At 43.2% G+C, this 18807-nt stretch carries 16 protein-coding genes; 13 read left to right on the top strand and 3 right to left on the bottom strand.

Annotation, left to right across the window (positions count from 1 at the left end; all coding sequences use genetic code 11):
* Nucleotides 1–9 precede the first annotated feature (9 nt).
* The 13 genes from I6N95_RS27690 (at nt 10) to I6N95_RS08785 (ending at nt 15186) form a co-directional block, all read left to right on the top strand.
* Nucleotides 10–888 carry a RodZ domain-containing protein gene (locus I6N95_RS27690; protein ID WP_209526749.1) on the top strand — a complete coding sequence of 293 codons (879 nt, stop codon included), beginning with the start codon at nt 10–12 and terminating at the stop codon, nt 886–888.
* Nucleotides 889–916: 28 nt separating this feature from the next.
* Entirely contained in the window at nt 917–1495 is a 579-nt protein-coding gene (gene pgsA / locus I6N95_RS08840; RefSeq protein WP_209526748.1) for a CDP-diacylglycerol--glycerol-3-phosphate 3-phosphatidyltransferase, read from the top strand.
* 107 nt (nt 1496–1602) lie between these two features.
* Nucleotides 1603–2094 (top strand): hypothetical protein, encoded by a 492-nt coding sequence (locus tag I6N95_RS08835; protein ID WP_209526747.1) that lies wholly within the window; start codon nt 1603–1605, stop codon nt 2092–2094.
* A gap of 160 nt (nt 2095–2254) precedes the next feature.
* Nucleotides 2255–3508 carry a competence/damage-inducible protein A gene (locus tag I6N95_RS08830; protein ID WP_209526746.1) on the top strand — a complete coding sequence of 418 codons (1254 nt, stop codon included), beginning with the start codon at nt 2255–2257 and terminating at the stop codon, nt 3506–3508.
* A 174-nt stretch (nt 3509–3682) separates the two neighbouring features.
* Entirely contained in the window at nt 3683–4726 is a 1044-nt protein-coding gene (gene recA / locus I6N95_RS08825; protein WP_209526745.1) for a recombinase RecA, read from the top strand.
* Between the two features lie 442 nt (nt 4727–5168).
* A complete protein-coding gene (gene rny, locus I6N95_RS08820; protein WP_209526744.1) occupies nt 5169–6731 on the top strand; it encodes a ribonuclease Y in 1563 nt (520 codons plus the stop codon).
* 411 nt (nt 6732–7142) lie between these two features.
* Nucleotides 7143–7709 (top strand): LysM peptidoglycan-binding domain-containing protein, encoded by a 567-nt coding sequence (locus I6N95_RS27685; protein ID WP_209526743.1) that lies wholly within the window; start codon nt 7143–7145, stop codon nt 7707–7709.
* Between the two features lie 188 nt (nt 7710–7897).
* Nucleotides 7898–8698, top strand: a complete 801-nt coding sequence (locus I6N95_RS08810; protein ID WP_209526742.1) for a TIGR00282 family metallophosphoesterase — start codon at nt 7898–7900, stop codon at nt 8696–8698.
* A gap of 18 nt (nt 8699–8716) precedes the next feature.
* The gene (locus I6N95_RS08805; protein WP_245249326.1) at nt 8717–9124 is read left to right on the top strand and encodes a YlbF/YmcA family competence regulator; all 408 of its coding nucleotides are present in this window, start codon (nt 8717–8719) and stop codon (nt 9122–9124) included.
* Nucleotides 9125–9139: 15 nt separating this feature from the next.
* Complete coding sequence (gene mutS, locus I6N95_RS08800; protein ID WP_209526741.1) at nt 9140–11707, top strand: DNA mismatch repair protein MutS; 2568 nt, start codon at nt 9140–9142, stop codon at nt 11705–11707.
* Nucleotides 11708–11763: 56 nt separating this feature from the next.
* On the top strand, nt 11764–13779 hold the full coding sequence (gene mutL / locus I6N95_RS08795; protein WP_209526740.1) for a DNA mismatch repair endonuclease MutL: 2016 nt from the start codon (nt 11764–11766) through the stop codon (nt 13777–13779).
* A 257-nt stretch (nt 13780–14036) separates the two neighbouring features.
* Nucleotides 14037–14423, top strand: a complete 387-nt coding sequence (locus tag I6N95_RS08790) for a YxeA family protein (RefSeq protein WP_245249324.1) — start codon at nt 14037–14039, stop codon at nt 14421–14423.
* A 322-nt stretch (nt 14424–14745) separates the two neighbouring features.
* Nucleotides 14746–15186 (top strand): GNAT family N-acetyltransferase, encoded by a 441-nt coding sequence (locus I6N95_RS08785; RefSeq protein WP_209526739.1) that lies wholly within the window; start codon nt 14746–14748, stop codon nt 15184–15186.
* 139 nt (nt 15187–15325) lie between these two features.
* Here the strand turns inward: I6N95_RS08785 and I6N95_RS08780 are convergent, their stop codons facing one another.
* The 3 genes from I6N95_RS08780 to I6N95_RS08770 form a co-directional block, all read right to left on the bottom strand.
* Entirely contained in the window at nt 15326–16438 is a 1113-nt protein-coding gene (locus I6N95_RS08780) for a 5-methyltetrahydropteroyltriglutamate--homocysteine S-methyltransferase (protein WP_209526738.1), read from the bottom strand.
* Nucleotides 16439–16686: 248 nt separating this feature from the next.
* Entirely contained in the window at nt 16687–17646 is a 960-nt protein-coding gene (locus tag I6N95_RS08775) for an acetylxylan esterase (protein ID WP_209526737.1), read from the bottom strand.
* A complete protein-coding gene (locus I6N95_RS08770) occupies nt 17647–18807 on the bottom strand; it encodes an AGE family epimerase/isomerase (protein WP_209526736.1) in 1161 nt (386 codons plus the stop codon).

The raw sequence follows: 18807 nt of genomic DNA, 5'->3' as shown, positions 1-18807 counted from the left end.
GGTGAGCAAGTGGAATCTATTGGAGAAATATTAAAAAAAGCAAGACTAGCTAAAGGGCTAACCATCGATGAACTGCAACAAATAACCAAAATTCAAAAACGCTATCTTGAAGCAATAGAAGAAAATGACTATGACCAGGTTCCTGGCACTTTCTACGCTCGCTCATTTATCAAGCAATATGCCAATGAGGTCGGCGTTGACGGAGATTACTTGGTCAATCGTTTTGATGGTAAGCCAACCAAGAATATCAAAGCGCCAGAAGTCGTTCGTGGTTCGCGCTCTGAGCTCTATCAGGGGAAGCACGGGAACTCCCGTAAAGGTGGCGTCGAAGGCATGATTCCGATGGTTTTGCTGTTTATTGTCGCGGCCTTGATTATCGGTGGCATTGGTTATTTAACTCTGAGAGAAAATGACAAGAAAAATATGATTGAGAAGCCGAAGGAAGTTGAAGTCGATCAAGGAAGTAGCGAGAGCAAATCTGCTAATTCGTCGACAAGCTCAAGCGAGTCAGCCGAAAGCTCCACCAGTGAAAGCGAGAAAGCGGAGATGGACATCGTCTTTGACAGTGAAGCTGGTAGCGACATCGCCATGACGATCAACGGGGCGAAGAGTCCTTTAACATTCGAATTTGAAGGCATTAATGCCGCTTGCTGGATCGGGATGATAGTTGATGGCAATTACGTTTATGACTACACCCTTAACCCTGGTGAAACGGCTTCGACAGAACTGCCAGCTGATCAAGCCGCAGCGACCTTGACGTTAGGGGCTTCAGGCAACGTTAAAGTGAAAGTCAACGGTCAGGAATTGAATTTTAATCCCAATAACACCGGTTCGATCAAGCGCGACATCAATTTAACAATCAATTACGGCGCAACAGCTGAGAATTAACAAGTAGAAAGTGGAAGGTGTGAGTGGTTTGAATTTACCTAATAAACTAACGGTTATTCGGATTTGTATGATTCCCGTTTTTATCATCGTAGTAGGAATAGATTTTGCGTGGGGGAGTCTCTCAATCGCTGGCACAACGGTTGCTGTTAATCAGTTTGTCGGCATGCTGATCTTTGCCGTTGCCAGTTTGACGGATTGGCTGGACGGGAAAATTGCCCGCTCCCAAGGCTTAGTCACGAATTTTGGTAAATTTGCTGATCCGTTAGCAGATAAAATGCTGGTGATGACCGCTTTTATTATGTTAGTCGCTCAAGGAAAGGCGCCGGCGTGGGTGGTAGCGATTATCGTCTGCCGTGAATTAGCCGTGACTGGTTTGCGTTTATTGCTGGTGGAAGATGGGGAAGTGATGGCCGCAGCTTGGCCAGGGAAAGTAAAAACAGCCACGCAAATGTTGGCGATTATTTTTATCATGATTAACAACGCACCGTTTGAAGCCCTAGGTCTGCCATTGGCTCAAATTTTATTATACGCCTGCTTGGTGTTTACCATTTATTCAGGTGTGGATTATTTCATTAAAAACTCCCATGTCTTTAAAGGGTCGATGTAATCAATTATCTGTAAAACCAAATGAAGAGGCTAGTTTGAGACTAGCCTCTTTAATTTTGCTGAAAAAGCTTGTCGTCAGGGCAATTAATTTACGAGGAGTGATGACCTGTGGACCATCAGAGAACCCTCTTGACAACACCTTTAGGTGAGCTTTACCTGAGGAGTAATCACCCATTTGATTACGCCTTTAAAGAGATTTTCAATCGTGATTACCGAGTGACTCGTCGCTATGAAGTAAAAGTTACCTTAAAAGAGACAAGTGATACTCAGTTTATTGAGTGTGGTGTCTCTGCTCAAGGAGAAAAATTATCTTCTGGCCCATCACTTGGGCAGAACTTAGCAGCCTTGCAGATCGAAGGCGGGGTGACGAATATGCATATTGGCACATTTGGGGATGTGGAGGGACAGACTGATCACTATTTAACCCATGCTTTAAGAATACAGGGGGAACCGAACAGCCGCTTCCAGGAATTTGTGTTTTACGTGGCCTGGTTAACCTTTAAGGAAGCCATTAATATCGATAATATGGAAACCTGGTTGGCTGTTGATCCTTATCTTGAGTGGTATTATGAGGACCAAAACTTGCACTTGCAAAGCTAAGTATATCCATCATGTTAACTAATCAAACAGATAGTTCCCTTGGATGATTATTTAATGGGAACTACATAGCAAAAGAAGGGTCCCAGAAAAAAATATGATATAATAAAACGGAAATAAGGGGAAATTGCGAATACTATACTATGGACGAAAGAGTGATCATGTGAAAGCCGAAATTATTGCTGTTGGAACAGAATTATTATTAGGTCAAGTAGTCAATACCAATGCGACCTTTCTCTCAGAGGAGTTAGCCGCACTGGGATTTGAAGTGTATTATCAAACAGTCGTCGGTGATAACCCAGCTCGCCTAGAGGAATTATTACAATTGGCGGAAACTCGTAGTCAGTTAATCGTACTCTGTGGTGGCTTAGGTCCGACAGACGATGACTTAACTCGTGATGTAGTAGCAAAACACGTTAAGGAAGCGTTGATAACAGATGAAGAAGCCATGGCTAAAATTGAGCAGCACATCAATCGGGCTGGGCATCCGATGACGGCAAACAACCGTCGCCAGGCCTTGTCGATTGAACATGGCCGTGTGATTCAAAATCCCAATGGGTTAGCAGCTGGTACTTTGTATCAAAACGATCAGGCCTCATTTTTATTGTTACCAGGACCTCCGGGAGAACTGATTCCCATGTTCCGCCAAAACGCCCGTCCTCTCTTGGCAGAACTATTACCTCAACAAGAGTTGTTGAGTTCACGAGTGATGCGTTTCTTTGGCATTGGAGAATCCCGCCTAGTGACCGAATTGGCCGATTTAATAGAAGGGCAAACCAACCCGACGATTGCGCCATATGCCCAGCCGAATGAGGTGACGTTGCGTCTGACAGCAAAGGCAGCCACCGAAGCTGAAGCCCAGACCATGTTGGATCACATTGAGCACCAGGTTATGCTGACTGTCGGTGACTACTTTTACGGGTACGGAGATGACAATTCCTTAGTAGCAGAAACGGTCAAGGAACTCAGAGCTGTTGGGTTGACCGTAACGAGCGCTGAGAGTTTAACAGCTGGCTTGTTCCAAAGCACTTTAGGAAGTGTTCCTGGTGTCTCGGAGGTTTACAAAGGTGGGTTTATCACATACAGCAACCAGGCCAAACAAGACTTGTTAGGCATACCTGCCGAATTAATTGCCAAACACGGTGCAGTCAGTCGAGAAGTTGCCATGGCGATGGCAGAGGAAGCGCGTCTGGCTATGGACAGTGACTACAGCATTTCCTTTACCGGAGTTGCAGGACCGGATGAACTGGAAGGTCATCCAGCTGGCACTGTTTGGATTGGGGTAGCCTCTAAAGACTCTGGTGTGTATGCCAAACTATTTCAGTTTAACCGCGATCGTCAGTACATTCGTCACAGTGCGGTGATGGCAGGATTAGATTTATTGCGCAAGCAAATTTTAGGCGAAAAGCTACAATAACAAGCATCTCTCAATCAATTGAAAAATAAAGCGAACAAACATTCGCTTTTTGCTTGATTTTTGTGACAAAAGCAAGTATGATTAATGAAACGCTGATAAAATCATCTTTGTGGTTTTAACGGCAAGACTTACATGTAGTAGTAAAAAGTGTAAACAAACTAGGAGGTTTATATATTGGCAGACGATCGTAAAGTGGCATTAGATGCTGCGTTAAAAAAGATAGAAAAAAACTTTGGTAAAGGCTCAATCATGAAATTGGGTGAAAAAATCGACACCCAAGTGTCAACCATTCCAAGTGGTTCATTGGCTTTGGATGTGGCCTTAGGTGTAGGTGGCTACCCACGAGGACGGATTATTGAAGTCTACGGCCCAGAGAGTTCAGGTAAAACAACCGTTGCTTTACACGCCATTGCAGAAGTTCAACGGGCAGGCGGGACAGCCGCTTTTATCGATGCTGAGCATGCCTTAGATCCTAAATACGCTAAAAATTTAGGTGTTAATATTGACGAGTTACTCCTGTCACAACCTGATACAGGTGAGCAAGGCTTGGAGATTGCTGATGCCTTAGTATCCAGTGGTGCCATTGATATCGTCGTCGTCGATTCCGTTGCCGCTTTAGTTCCCCGTGCGGAAATTGATGGAGAAATGGGTGACGCTCACGTCGGCTTGCAAGCTCGTTTAATGTCTCAAGCTCTCCGGAAATTATCAGGTTCCATCAATAAAACCAAAACCATCGCCTTGTTTATCAATCAAATTCGTGAAAAAGTTGGCGTGATGTTTGGTAACCCAGAAATCACACCGGGTGGACGTGCTCTGAAGTTTTACGCCACCGTTCGTTTGGAAGTCCGTCGTGCGGAGCAATTAAAAATCGGCACGGATATCATCGGTAACCGAACAAAAATTAAAGTGGTAAAAAACAAAGTAGCACCACCGTTTAAAGTGGCAGAAGTTGATTTGATGTACGGCGAAGGAATCTCTCGTGAAGGTGAGTTACTCGATATGGCTGCTGACCGAGACATCGTTGACAAGAGCGGTTCTTGGTATTCATACAAAGAAGAGCGAATCGGTCAAGGCCGTGAAAATGCCAAGAAATACATCAAAGATCATCCGGAAATGTATGAGGAGATCTCCACTCGTGTCAGAAATGAATACGGCATTGGTGAAGCTGTTGAGGTTGAAGAAGAAGTTGGCGAAGTGCCATTAGATTTAGAAGATTAAAACGGAAGGCTCCCATTAATTGGGAGCTTCTTTTGGTTTTTCTGACTTAAATAAAGACGTGGTGATGTTGGTGTTACACCGTGGCAGTTTTACAACAATTTTGCGAAAAAAAGAGCTGCCTCAATGTTCAGAATAACCCAAAAGAACAAAAATTAGATAACAATCACCTCTTTTTGAAAAAAAGGTGATTATTTTTATTCATTTCATCGAAAGTCATCAATCGCTTGCTGTATCAGAGTAATCTGTTCGTTTTATTGTAAAAACCTTGTCTTACAAGTTGCCTACCGTAATTTAAAGTTGACACACCCTGTTTCAAATATTAGAATAAAAGTTGTATAATGAATTATGTTATGCAAATATGCAAGTAGGGCATATTGATAGTAATCAGTGTTTTATCAACTAAAAACTACACATATATACAAGATTATACGGAGGTGTACAAATGGGTACAGGTATTGGTATACTCCTCGGTATCATCGGATTGATTGTCGGTCTCGCAGTAGGGTTTTACATAGCTAAAAGTCGCCATGAAAAAGCGATTGAAGGCGCCCAAAGCTCAGCAACTGGTATTATAGAAGAAGCAAAACGAGAAGCTGAAACCTTGAAAAAGGAAACTTTATTAGAGTCCAAAGAAGAGAATCAGAAGTATCGGCTAGAAATTGAAAGTGAGTTGAAAGAGCGACGAGATGAAGTTAAAGTTCAAGAAAATCGTTTATTACAGCGTGAGTCTAATCTAGATCGTAAAGATGAGACTTTAGTTAAGCGCGAACACTCACTTGAAGACAAAGAAGAAAAACTCGATTCGAAGCAACAATTGATTGATGAACGAGAAAAGAAAGTATCAGAATTAATTGAAGAACAACAAAAAGAATTAGAAAAAGTCGCGGCTTTATCGAGAGAACAAGCCCAAGACATTATTATGAAGACTACGGAAGATGAATTAACACATGAAGTAGCCGTCATGGTCAAAGACAGTGAGCGCAAAGTCAAAGAAGATGCCGATCGAACAGCGAAAAACATCCTATCTTTAGCGATGCAACGCTGTGCGGCTGATCAAGTATCAGAAGCCACGGTTTCAGTGGTTACCTTGCCAAACGATGAGATGAAAGGTCGAATTATTGGTCGGGAAGGACGTAATATTAGAACTCTTGAAACCTTGACGGGAATTGATTTAATTATCGACGACACGCCTGAAGCAGTGGTCTTATCCGGTTTTGACCCGATTCGTCGGGAAACCGCTCGGATTGCTCTAGAAAAATTGATTCAAGACGGTCGGATTCATCCCGCTCGGATTGAAGAAATGGTCGATAAAGCCCGCAAAGAGATGGATGAAACGATTCGTGAGTACGGTGAAAATGCCGCTTTTGAAGTTGGGGCACACACGTTACACCCAGATTTGATTAAAATTATGGGTCGCTTGCGTTTCCGAACAAGTTACGGCCAAAATGTGTTAAATCACTCGATTGAAGTAGCCAAATTAACCGCGGTATTAGCTGCGGAACTTGGAGAAGACGTTGATTTAGCAAAACGAGCAGGTTTCCTTCATGATATTGGGAAAGCCCTTGATCGTGAAGTGGAAGGGTCTCATGTGGAAATCGGCACAGAATTGGCGAAGAAATACAAAGAACATCCAGTCGTCATCAATGCGATTGCGTCACATCATGGTGACACAGAAGCAACATCTGTCATATCGGTCCTTGTGGCCGCCGCAGACGCCCTGTCAGCAGCTCGGCCAGGTGCAAGGAGTGAATCTCTGGAAAATTATATTAAACGCTTAGAACGCTTGGAAGGCATCTCAAATGACTTCCCAGGTGTTGACTCCAGTTTTGCGATTCAAGCAGGACGGGAAGTGCGGATTATGGTTAAACCAGATGAAATCTCCGATGACGAAACGACGATCCTCGTTCGTAAGATTCGCAAACGAATTGAAGAAGAGCTGGATTATCCAGGACATATTAAAGTCACTGTCGTTCGAGAAACTCGCGTGGTTGATTACGCCAAGTAGTTAATAGCTATATACATCCCGTAAAATAATGATGAGCGAAGAGTGGTGCTTTCAGCTTCTCTTTAGCTAGAAGTTTAACGACGGATCGTCATTATTTAATAGGAACTATATATCAGGTGACTAAGCATTATAAACAACAACACAGGTTATCAGCAAGTCATGAAAATGACAGGCTGGTAGCCTGTTTTTGTGAGAGTAACGGTCTTTGTCAGGAGGAGCGCTTTACCTGTGAAAAGGTAACGCTGAAAAGACAAAAGAGACGAGAAAGACATCTAAGTTGAAATTTGAAGTTGTTTGCGTGCTAATATAGTGATAAACTAGTGGGTGTGCATTAATTGTGTTTAAATTTAAAAAATGATCGTTTTTTATATTCCGGTGAAGCGAGTTTAGCGAGAAAGGAAGATTATTGAAGTGAACGAAGAAGAATTAGAACAACTATCAACAGACGAAGTGACTGTCACACGGGCGGCCCGTTCCCAAGCTCGTTTGATGACTAATAATAATGAGCAAGTAAGTCCCCAAAGACCAACAAGCTCAGGAAGTAGCCTCTTAACGACAGTTTTGGTGTTGTTCTTAGTGGTTATCACAGCGGGCATGGGCTTTTTGATCTATGTTACCCTTGGGAATGAACAGAAGTATGCGGACATGGAAAAACAAATCACGGCGATTGAGCAGCGCTTGCCCAATACCGGAGTTCAAGAGTCTGCGGATCAATCCAAAGTGTTAACACCGACAATAGATAGCAGTGGCAGCTCTAATCAAACCGAGGCCAGTGGTGCCACTGAACCTAGCAGCGGCTTGGCTCAGCCCAACCCTAATGGAACTAAAACGTATATCGTTCAGAGTGGGGATACTTTATCAGCCATTGCCACGATTAACGGCATGAACATCGACGATTTACGAAGCATGAACGAGCTGATCGATGACACCCTTTATGAGGGGCAAGTGTTGAATGTGGCCGAAGCGCCCCAACCATGATAGACCCAATCAAAGAGGATGAGACTTTCTGAAAAGACCCTTTTCAGAAGCCTTGTCCTCTTTAATTTCCCTGAGAAGACTTGGTGATTTACTTTCTTTTACTAGTAAAAATTGTTAAAATAGATAAAGGAATTACTAAACAGTATTAGATTAGACAATGGTTTTTACATAGAGAAGAGGAAGCAGTCATGCGTTTATTATTTGTTGGAGATGTGGTCGGGTCAGTAGGTCGGGATACGGTCAGCCTGTATTTGCCCTTGTTAAAGAAAAAGTACCGTCCGCAAGTGACGATTATCAATGGGGAGAACGCAGCAGCTGGGCGTGGTATTACGGAGAAGATTTACAAGAAGTTTTTACAAGACGGTGCCGATGTTGTCACCTTGGGGAATCACACTTGGGACAATCGGGATATTTTTGAGTTTATCGATGAGGCTAAAAAAATGGTTCGTCCAGCCAATTTTCCAGCAGCGACGACACCTGGTCAGGGAATTGTCTATATTAAAGTGAACCAGGTGGAATTGGCGGTTATCAACCTTCAGGGAAGAGCCTTTATGGTGGACATCGATGATCCTTTTGCTGTTATCGATGAGTTGGTAGCAGAAGCTCGTCAGCGGACACCGCTGATTTTTCTGGACTTTCATGCGGAAACAACCAGTGAAAAACAGGCCATGGGTTGGTTTTTAGACGGACGGGTCTCTGCAGTTGTTGGGACTCATACCCATGTTCAAACTAATGACGCTCGCATTCTACCAGAGGGCACGGCTTATTTAACAGATGTCGGCATGACCGGTCCTTACGATGGTATTTTAGGGATGAAGCGGGAAGCGGTCATCGGCAAATTTCGCACCGCATTGCCCCACCGCTTTGAAGTGGTTGAAAGTGGGCGTAACACGCTCTCATACTGTGTCATTGAATTAGACGACGTGACAGGTAAAGCGAAAAAAATCGAAGTAGGACAAATCAATGAGGACAGTCCCTTTAGAGACTAAGGAAGACAGGTAATGTGAATGGAACGAGAAGAATTCGCAATGGACGATGAGGTCCAACGAGCCCTGGACCACCTCCTTGCCATGCTGGACAAGAGCGAGATCATTCAAGAATACAAAAAAATTGAAGCCAAGGTTCAAGATCATCAAGGATTGGTGGCCATGACCGATGAAATAAAGGAATACCAGAAGCAAGCCGTTAAGTTTGCCCACTACGGCAAACCAGAAGCGGAAAAGCAAGCCATTAAAAAAGCGGACGAATTGACCGCTGCTTTTGATGATCACCCATTGGTTATTCGTTACCGTGAAAAACTGATTGAAGCCAATGATTTATTGCAGCATTTGACACACTTGCTGGAATCTCAAGTCAATTTACAATTGGCCTTAACATATGAAGATTTATGGAAGCCCTCAGAGTTAAAAGATTAAGGATGTGAAGAATAGGTGCCACAAAAAACGAAACACACCCCAATGATGGAACAATACTTCGGAATCAAAAAGGATTATGAAGATGCCTTTTTGTTTTATCGTTTAGGTGATTTTTATGAGATGTTTTACGAAGATGCCATTAAAGTGTCCCAGTTGTTGGAATTAACGTTAACCAGTCGCAATCGCAATGCGGATGATCCAATTCCCATGTGTGGCATACCCCATCACGCCGCTCAAGGCTATATCGACACCTTGATAGAAAAAGGGTATAAAGTCGCCATCTGTGAGCAAGTGGAAGATCCAAAGACCACAGTAGGCATGGTCAAGCGGGAAGTGGTTCAACTGATCACACCGGGAACGGTGATGGAATCCAAAGGGTTGGACGCTAAGGAAAACAACTACTTAACCGCCATTGTGGCAGCCGAGCGTCAGCAGGAATTTGGCTTTGCTTATGTGGATTTAAGTACAGGTGAGTTAAAGGTTACCACGCTGTTCGATGAAGAAAGTGTCTTAAACGAAGCCTCGAGCCTGCAGACTCGTGAAGTAGTTCTAGGTAGTGAATTGTCAGAAAGCTTAAAACTAAAATTAAGCCAGCGGTTGGAAGTGGTTTTTTCGGAACAATACACGACCACTGAAAATGCGGAATTTAACTTTATTGCCAGTGAGTTAAGTGCTGATTTAGAGCAAGAGGTAGTCAATAAATTACTGGCCTATTTAAGTTTAACCCAAAAGCGCAGTCTTGGTCATCTTCAAAAGGCGGCGGTTTATCAACCGACTCACTTTTTGAAGATGGATCACTATTCAAAATTTAATTTGGAATTATCTCAGTCCATCCGCACTGGCAAAAAACAAGGCACCCTTTTATGGCTGCTGGATGAAACTAAAACAGCTATGGGGGGACGTTTATTAAAACAGTGGTTAGATCGTCCCTTGATTCAAGAAACTAAAATCAATAGGCGACAAGAGATGGTGCAAAGTTTACTAGATGCCTTCTTTGAGCGAGCCGACTTGCAAACGGCCATGACCAAAGTCTACGACTTGGAGCGCTTAGCTGGCCGGGTGGCCTTTGGTAGCGTTAATGGGCGAGACATGATTCAGTTACGAACCTCGTTGGAGCAGATTCCGCAAATTCGCCAACTGATTGAAGGGATTAACCAAGGGCAATGGAATGAGTTACTTTTGGATCTGGACCCTGTTAAAGATGTAGTAGATTTAATAGAAACGGCCATTATCGAAGAAGCGCCATTAACCATTATGGACGGTGGTGTCATTAAAGATGGCTACAACGAACAACTGGATACTTACCGGGAAGCCATGAGTCACGGCAAACAATGGATTGCTGAAATGGAAGCCAAAGAACGGCAAGACACTGGCATTAAAAATCTAAAGATTGGTTTTAACCGAGTCTTTGGCTATTACATTGAAGTCACCAAAGGTCAACTGGCTAACTTGCCAGAAGGTCGTTATGATCGCAAACAAACCTTAACCAATGCAGAACGCTTTATTACACCAGAGCTAAAAGAAACAGAAACCTTGATTTTAGAAGCCGAAGAAAAGTCGCAGGATCTGGAGTACCAATTATTCCTAGAAGTGCGGGAACAGATTAAAGCGTCGATTGGCCGTCTGCAAAAATTGGCTAAATCGGTGGCAGCGATTGACGTCTTGCAAAGTTTTGCCACAGTCAGTGAGAAGTATCAGTATACTCGCCCAGTTATGAAGGCCAACAGCCATAATTTACAATTAGTTGAAGGCCGTCACCCAGTGGTGGAAAAGGTGATGGGACACCAAGAATATGTTCCAAATAGTGTTAAGATGAACCCTGATACGAGCATCTTTTTGATTACCGGACCTAATATGTCTGGTAAGAGTACTTATATGCGTCAATTGGCCTTAACAGTAGTCATGGCGCAGATGGGGTGTTTTGTGCCAGCAGAGTCAGCAGAAATGCCAATCTTCGATCAAATTTTCACGCGAATCGGGGCCTCAGATGATTTAATCTCTGGCCAAAGTACCTTTATGGTGGAGATGATGGAGGCGAATGAAGCCTTACGTCATGCAACACCTAATAGTCTGATTCTCTTTGATGAGATCGGTCGCGGCACAGCTACCTATGATGGCATGGCTTTGGCAGAAGCGATCATCGAGTACATCCATAAAAAAGTCAAAGCTAAAACGCTGTTTTCAACTCATTACCACGAGTTAACAGAATTGGAACAAAGCCTCCAAGGCTTGGTCAATGTCCACGTTGGGGCAGTTGAAAAAGATGGTGATGTGGTTTTTCTTCATAAAATGATGGACGGACCTGCTGATAAGAGTTACGGGATTCACGTGGCTAAATTAGCTGGTTTACCTATAGATTTATTGGAAAGAGCCTCTACGATTTTAACGTCCCTTGAAGCAGGGGCGACTAAACCTAAAACGCCGGCCCCTTCAGTGGAAGAAGAATCTGGCCAGCTGTCGCTCTTTTCTGAAGTTTCCACAGAAGAATTAAGCGTCATCGACACTGTTAAACGGATGAATTTATTGGAGATGACCCCAATGGACGCCTTAAACACGTTATATGAATTGCAAAAACGAATTTAATCAGAGCTTCACGGGGGAACTCGTGAAGCTATTCTTAAAGAGAGGAGTGTGATGACGTGAGTAAAATTCAAGAGCTATCAGAAATGTTAGCCAATCAAATTGCTGCAGGTGAAGTGGTGGAACGACCGGCTTCCGTGGTCAAAGAGCTGGTGGAAAACGCGATTGATGCCAACAGCAGTCAGATCGATATCTACATTGAAGAAGCTGGTTTGCGGAAAATTCAAGTGATTGATAATGGCGATGGCATTGACAATGATGATGTGTTAAGTGCCTTTAAACGACACGCTACCAGTAAAATTCACAGTCGCGATGACCTCTTTCGCATTCGCACCTTAGGTTTTCGGGGAGAAGCTTTGCCCAGTATCGCTTCTGTCTCAGAGATGACCTTAGAGACGTCTACAGGAGAAGGGGAAGGGAGCTTTGTTCGGTTGGCAGGAGGGAAAGTTTTAGAACATAAACCCAATGCCTTGCGCAAAGGCACGAAGATCACCGTTGAAAATCTTTTTTATAATACGCCTGCCCGTTTGAAGTACGTTAAATCTCTGCAAACTGAATTAGCCAATGTCGGGGATATTATCAACCGACTGGCCATGAGTCATCCGCAAATCGCTTTTCGATTGGTTCATGACGGCAATAAAATGCTGAGCACCACTGGAAATGGCGATATTAAGCAAGCGATCGCCGGCATCTACGGTGTGGGAACGGCCAAAAAAATGCTGCCGATTGAGCAAGAGGATTTGGACTTTAAAATTTCTGGCTATGTTTCATTGCCGGAATTAACCCGTGCCAGTCGCAATTACTTGTCAATCATCATTAATGGCCGTTATATTCGCAACTACTTACTAAACAAGGCCATCGTAGAAGGGTATGGTTCCAAGCTGATGGTAGGCCGTTTTCCATTGGCAGTGATCAAAATTGATATGGACCCTTTATTAGTAGATGTCAATGTTCACCCGACCAAACAAGAAGTGCGCCTAAGTAAAGAACAGGAGCTGATGACGCTGATTGCCTCGGCGATTCAAGAGGCGTTGAGTGAACAACAGTTAATTCCCAATGCTGCCAGTAACCTGGGATTTAATCGCGGTCCTAAAGAAAAGAAAGTGGAACAGATCCGCATGCCTTTGGAAACACCCCTAGCATCGACAGGTATTAGCCGTCACCAAAGTCAGCGTCAACCTACCTTTAAAGAACAGGGCTTGGCTTATGATGCTGCCGAAGGTCGCTTCTACGTCCCTGATAAGGAGTCTAAGGCAGTTGAAGCAGATCTGCCACCAGAAAGGTTGGCAGAACCGAAAGAGCGTCTAACCCCCTCTGAGCCCCCTTCGCTGATCGCTGAACCAACGGCGGAGCTGATCAGCGAAACGCCAGCCAAAATCGTCGATTTGGCCCAAGTTGATGACCAAAAGTTTGAGTTGCCTTTCGGTCCGGAAGTCCCGGAAGTTTTAGACTTGGAAATGGACACTCAAGATCCTGCCAAAGGTCGCTTTCCAGAATTGGAATACTTTGGTCAAATGCACGGCACGTACCTCTTTGCTCAAAGTGTAGATGGCCTTTACATTGTGGACCAACATGCCGCCCAAGAACGGATCAAGTACGAATATTTTCGCGAAAAAATCGGTCAGGTTGGAACTGATTTACAAGAACTATTAGTGCCAATCGTCTTGGATTACCCCAATAGTGACGTTCTAAGAATTCAAGAACATGCCGATAACTTAGCCTCAGTGGGCATTCATTTAGAAAACTTTGGCCAAAACAGTTTTATCGTCAGGGCCCATCCAACTTGGTATCCTAGTGGCAAAGAAGAGACGATAATTCGTGAGATGATCGATTTAGTCCTAACGACAGGTCAGGCGAGTGTTGCTAAATTCCGGGAAGACACGGCGATCATGATGAGTTGTAAACAATCGATTAAAGCCAATCATTATTTAAATGAAGAACAAGCGCGGATTTTATTGGAGGACTTAGCTAAGTGTGAAAATCCTTTTAATTGCCCACACGGCCGCCCTGTCTTAATCCACTTTAATAATACAGACATGGAGAAGATGTTTAAGAGAATTCAAGATTCTCACTAGAAGTTACCCCCCTTTCAGTTTTTGGATGGGGGTATTTGCTGTCTAAAAAATCTTTAAATAACAGATTTTTCGTTTTTTAGAGATGCTTCATATAATGATATAACAGAAAACTAACAGTTTTGTAAGCTGTTTGAGCCTATCTATTAATAACGTTGGATTCTAAGCCTTGAGGTGGATGATGACTTAAGTCTGCAGCTTGATGCCAAGATCGTGATAATCATGAATAATGGGGACATCAACTAAGAGGAGCGACAATCATGAAATTAATCAAAGTAATCATCGCCATGGCAATTTTAGCAGTAGGAGTATTTGTAGTAGGGGGAGCTTTGGCACCAGAAAAGCAGACCAGTGACAATGACATCGCCCAGCAGTTGGATCGTTTTAATCCTTTGATCTCAGCGGAACCAGTCTATCTGTTGACAAACAGTCAATATGGAGAGAAACAAACTCACGGAGTGATCTATTATCAAGACGTTTATAAGGAAGACGGTAGTAGCTATAAATTGTCATTTTTTGCGGGAAGTGAATTGAAAGAAGGGGCCTTTTTAAAATTAGACGCCAAAGGAAAATACGTGAAGTCTTGGGAAGAAGTCACACAGGCTGATCTGCCTGGGAAAGTCAGTGAAAAATTTAACCTCAATTAATTTTAAGGGAACTCAGTGAAACCGTCTGGGTTCCCTTTTCGTTTGTGATGGATTACTCATTTGCTTGGTTAAGCAATCTTAGGCAAAATTACCGTAATTTTCGTCACCATTAAAATTGACAATAAAAAGACGAATCATTATAATTAAGTATGTTACCGTTTGGAAACAGCTGTTAAATCACATTTAGATAAAAGCGCTTACTTGTTTTAGGGCTGACATTTTATACTCTTAACACAGGTGTGAAAGGTAAATACCCTGAAGGTGTAATGTAGATCAACCGATTTTTTAACTGACTTATCGGACAAAAAAAGGAGGGAGAACCGTGGACTTTAATGAAATTAGTATTTTAGATGTCTTTGAGTTGTCAGAATTATATGTCACCATTTTTAACGGTCCTCCTTGGAATGACCAGTGGACCATGATGACAGCTGTTGAAAGAATGAAACAATTGATTCATTCAGAAGGATTTTATGGCTTTATTTGTTCCGTTGACACGGTGCCTTGTGGTTTTATTCTCGGACAGAAGGAAAGTCTCTATAATGAAACTCACTTTCAAATCAAAGAAATGGGGATCCTTGGCATGGAACAAAACCGGGATATCGGTTTCCAGATGATGGCCGAATTAGAGCGTGTCTTAAAGGAAGGTGGCGTCCATAAAATGTATCTCCTGACGGATAAAATTAACGACATAGTGAATTTCTACACAAATAATGGTTTTAAAGAATGGGACAGCATGATGTTGTTAGGCAAAAATATTGTCTAAGATGACCGTGACCTTTTTGATAAAAACAGAACTCCCCTTCTCCCCTGGCAAATTGCGCTTTGAGGAGAGGGGGAGTCTTTGTGTGGAATGCTCACGATGAAAAACGCTCCGTCCTTGGATCGGTCATTGATCACCGCTCTTAAAAACTGCTGATTTCTTTAGCCAAATCCGTGCAAAGCTGGACCTTCGCCCACTGTTCTTCTTCCGTTAGGTGATTGCCTTCTTCTGTTGAAGCGAAGCCACATTGAGGAGAGACACAAATTTGCTCGAGGGGAACAAATTGACGGGCCTCATTGACACGAGCCACCAAATCTTTCATGCTTTCTAATTCAGGGGTTTTAGACGTGACTAAACCGAGCACAATTTTTTGCTGATGAAGCTGTTTTAATACTTGGAAATCGCCAGCTTGTTGGGAATCATATTCAATAAAGAAACCATCAAATTGATCAATCTTAAATAGATGCTCTAAAATAGTGTCAAAACTGCCTTCGTATAACCAAGAAGATTGGAAATTCCCACGACAAGTGTGGAAGGTAATCGCCATATCTGCCGGTTTATTGGCCAGTGAACGACGAGTAAGGTCTTCAAATTTTGCCAATAAGGAGGCTGGTTCAAGATTTAACGCCCCTAACATCTTGTCATATTTTTCATCAATCAAGGCTCCCCAAGCCGTATCATCTAGCTGCAAATAACGGCAACCAGCCTCATAAAAAGCTTGAATCCCATCTTGATAAGTCTGGACGATGTCATTTTCCAAGTCTGCTAAATTGTCATAGACAGGGTTAGCTTGATAGTCTTTTGACAACAGAGCTCCAGAAAAGTAAACCATACAAGGACCAGGAATGGTCTGTTTAGCAATGGCCTCACCCGCATGTTCCTTAAGGAATTTAAAGTCCGCTAAGAAGGGATGATTTGGGTTAAAAGCCAGTTTGTCACTGACATAGTAGCTTTCAACATCCTTAGCTTCAACGCCTTGGAAAATCGTGGCATCGCCCAAAGATAACTTCGTTAAGCCAGTCAAGTTAACGATGTAGTCCAAATGCCACCAACGTCGCCTAAATTCCCCATCAGTCACTGCTTTTAAACCGTATTTTTTTTGTTTTTGAATCAAGTCAATAATGGCCTGATCTTCGATGGCTCTTAGCTCATCATGGGTGATGAGCTGTTTTTTATATTGTTCTCTTGCTTCCTTTAGGGCAGCCGGGCGTAGAAAGCTGCCTACGCTGTCATTTTTAAATGGACCTAGTGTCATTGTCTTCCTCCTTAAGATAGGGTAATAATTTGTCATGTTCCGTCTATGATATCGTTTTGGAATCGCAAAGTCAATTAGTTTTATGGGCAGTTGTTCATTGAAACGCCATTAAATTTTAATCTGAGGTAGGTGGTTTAAGAGACTGAGTTGTAGACACAACGACGAGCTTTGTGTTAATTGATTTCGCCAAAAAACAGACAAGCATGCTTGTCTGTTTGAATGATTATCAGAAAGGTGTGTTGTAACAACTAAGAAAGAAAGCTGTCGCTGTCCATAAAGACGTGACGCAATTCGTCGCTAACCTTCGGTAAGTATTCATGGCCGTATTCGGGCAAACAAATGAGCTCTTTAGGCGACGTTAGTTTATTGTACGTGGCCAGCTGAGTTTCAGGAGGAACGACGCTGTCTTGCATCCCCATGACCCAGTAAACCTCGGCTTTTACCCGACTGGCCAAGTGTTGAATATCAATGTACTCCAATGTATTGAAAAAAGTCTCCTCTTGTTTATGAAGAGGATCACGAAATTGAAACCAGTAAGCCAGCTCTTCAAAAGCCGAGGTCTGGGGAGTTAATTGATAAGCTTGGCGATAATCTGAAAGAAAGGGGTAAGAGACAATGACCTTTTTGATTTCAGGCACTAAGCCTGCGCAAGCCATCGTTAAGCCACCTCCCTGAGAGGCACCTTGAGCGTAAATCTCCGTCTCATCCACATAAGCCAACCCCATTAAAATGTTGGCCGCTTGGGCTGTATCCAAAAAGACTCGCTTAAAGTATAAATTATCTGGTCCTTCTTCGACCCCTCTAATGATCAGACCTTTCATAACACCGCCAGCTGTTTGGGTCCTGTCTTCAGACAATCCGCCTTGACCTCGAGCATCCATTGCCAACACAACAAAGCCTTCGGCGACCCAACCGATCTTATCTTGAAAATCCCCGGCATCCCCATGATAGCCATGAAACTGCAGAAGTCCTTTGTGTTTGCCCGTCAGCTGTTTAGGCGTAATTAACTGGCAATGAATCCGTGCCTGATCGACGCCGATAAAGGTTAAGTCGTAAAAGTTAGCCACTTGTGAGGGAATCGCGACAGGCTCAATCTGAACCTCTTGAGACAAGTCTAAGAGTGCTAAGTTTTTATCCCAAAAGGTATCAAAATCAGCCGGTTTTTGTCCCAGTCCCTGATAATGTTGCCATTCCTTTAATTGTATCATTTAGTGATCCTCCATTCGTTTGATTAATTCCAAATACATTCTAACGGTGTGATAAGGCCCCTTCCAATCATCACTGATATTCGCCTTTAAGGGCTGTTCGTCAACTAAGTAGCCGAACCATTCACTTTGAGGACGAGGGTCTATGAAGTATGTTTGAACATAGTCCCAAATGCTGTGAACAGCGGCGAGATAGGCTGATTCACCAGTTTTTTCATAAGCATTATAAAAGCCGATAATGGCTTCGGCTTGGACCCACCAGACTTTTGTCTGATCAAGGGTTTGAAAGTCAGTTTGATTGTTCATCGCCCCTTTGTCGAGCCCGTGATTAAGTTGGTAGTCTGCTACCTGTTGGGTAATCGCCCTGAGTGAGGGACGGTCAATTCCCAACACGTCCAGACTGCGGTCTAACAACCAAGCACTTTCAATATCATGACCAAAGGAAAGGCCAGCAGTTAGAGGTTGCCAATTAGCATCAAAATATTGGTGGAAATAGCCAGCTGGATGATAGATTTTTTCACTAAAAAGTTGCTGTAAAAAATCTATTTTTGCGCTCAATTGATCATCTGGCCAGACCTGAAAGAGGTTGCTGTAAGCTTCTAATAAGTGGAGGTGGCTGTTAGTGGTAAACCGGATCGTTTTAATGTCTGCCGTCACTTGACTGCTGGTTACAGGTTGCCAATCCTGAGTGAATTCCTCATGATAGCCACCTAATTCAGGCTCAAAAGCCTTGGCTTCTACTAAGTGAAATAACTCAATAGCCAAGCTTAAGGCCAACGGTTCTTGACAAGTTCGATAGTATTCGCTTAAGCCATAAATCGCAAAGGCTTGAGAGTAAAGGTGTTTCAGAGGATTAGTAGGCTGGCCGTCAGCTGTGACAGACCAATAAATACCACCGTAGCGTTTATCCCATAACACCTTCGAGATGAAGTCAAAGGCGTGGTCAGCAGCCTCTTTTAAAAGGGGGGCTTTCAGGCTTTCATAACTAGCCGAAAAGGCCCAAAGATAGCGGCTGTGCATGACGCCACTTTTAGCGAAAGTCTCATCAGGCACTAAATGTTCGTCTACTCTGCCAATAAAGCCACCGGCTTGGTGATCCAGCTGGTTTAGCCAAAAGGGTAAAATCGTCGTGTTTAATTGTTGGATTAATAAGTCTCGGTTCAT

This window comes from Vagococcus allomyrinae, from assembly GCF_017829975.1.
GTDB classification, from domain to species: Bacteria; Bacillota; Bacilli; order Lactobacillales; family Vagococcaceae; genus Vagococcus_D; species Vagococcus_D allomyrinae.
Note: the sequence above shows the minus strand (reverse complement) of the source record. Positions and strands in the feature narration are given on the sequence as shown.

Coding starts and splice junctions, on each gene's coding strand:
- rny (WP_209526744.1), top strand. CDS start 5,169: ATGGGTACAGGTATTGGTATACTCCTCGGTATCATCGGATTGATTGTC.
- I6N95_RS08810 (WP_209526742.1), top strand. CDS start 7,898: ATGCGTTTATTATTTGTTGGAGATGTGGTCGGGTCAGTAGGTCGGGAT.
- I6N95_RS08805 (WP_245249326.1), top strand. CDS start 8,717: ATGGAACGAGAAGAATTCGCAATGGACGATGAGGTCCAACGAGCCCTG.
- I6N95_RS08790 (WP_245249324.1), top strand. CDS start 14,037: ATGAAATTAATCAAAGTAATCATCGCCATGGCAATTTTAGCAGTAGGA.
- I6N95_RS08780 (WP_209526738.1), bottom strand. CDS start 16,438: ATGACACTAGGTCCATTTAAAAATGACAGCGTAGGCAGCTTTCTACGC.
- I6N95_RS08775 (WP_209526737.1), bottom strand. CDS start 17,646: ATGATACAATTAAAGGAATGGCAACATTATCAGGGACTGGGACAAAAA.
- I6N95_RS08770 (WP_209526736.1), bottom strand. CDS start 18,807: ATGAACCGAGACTTATTAATCCAACAATTAAACACGACGATTTTACCC.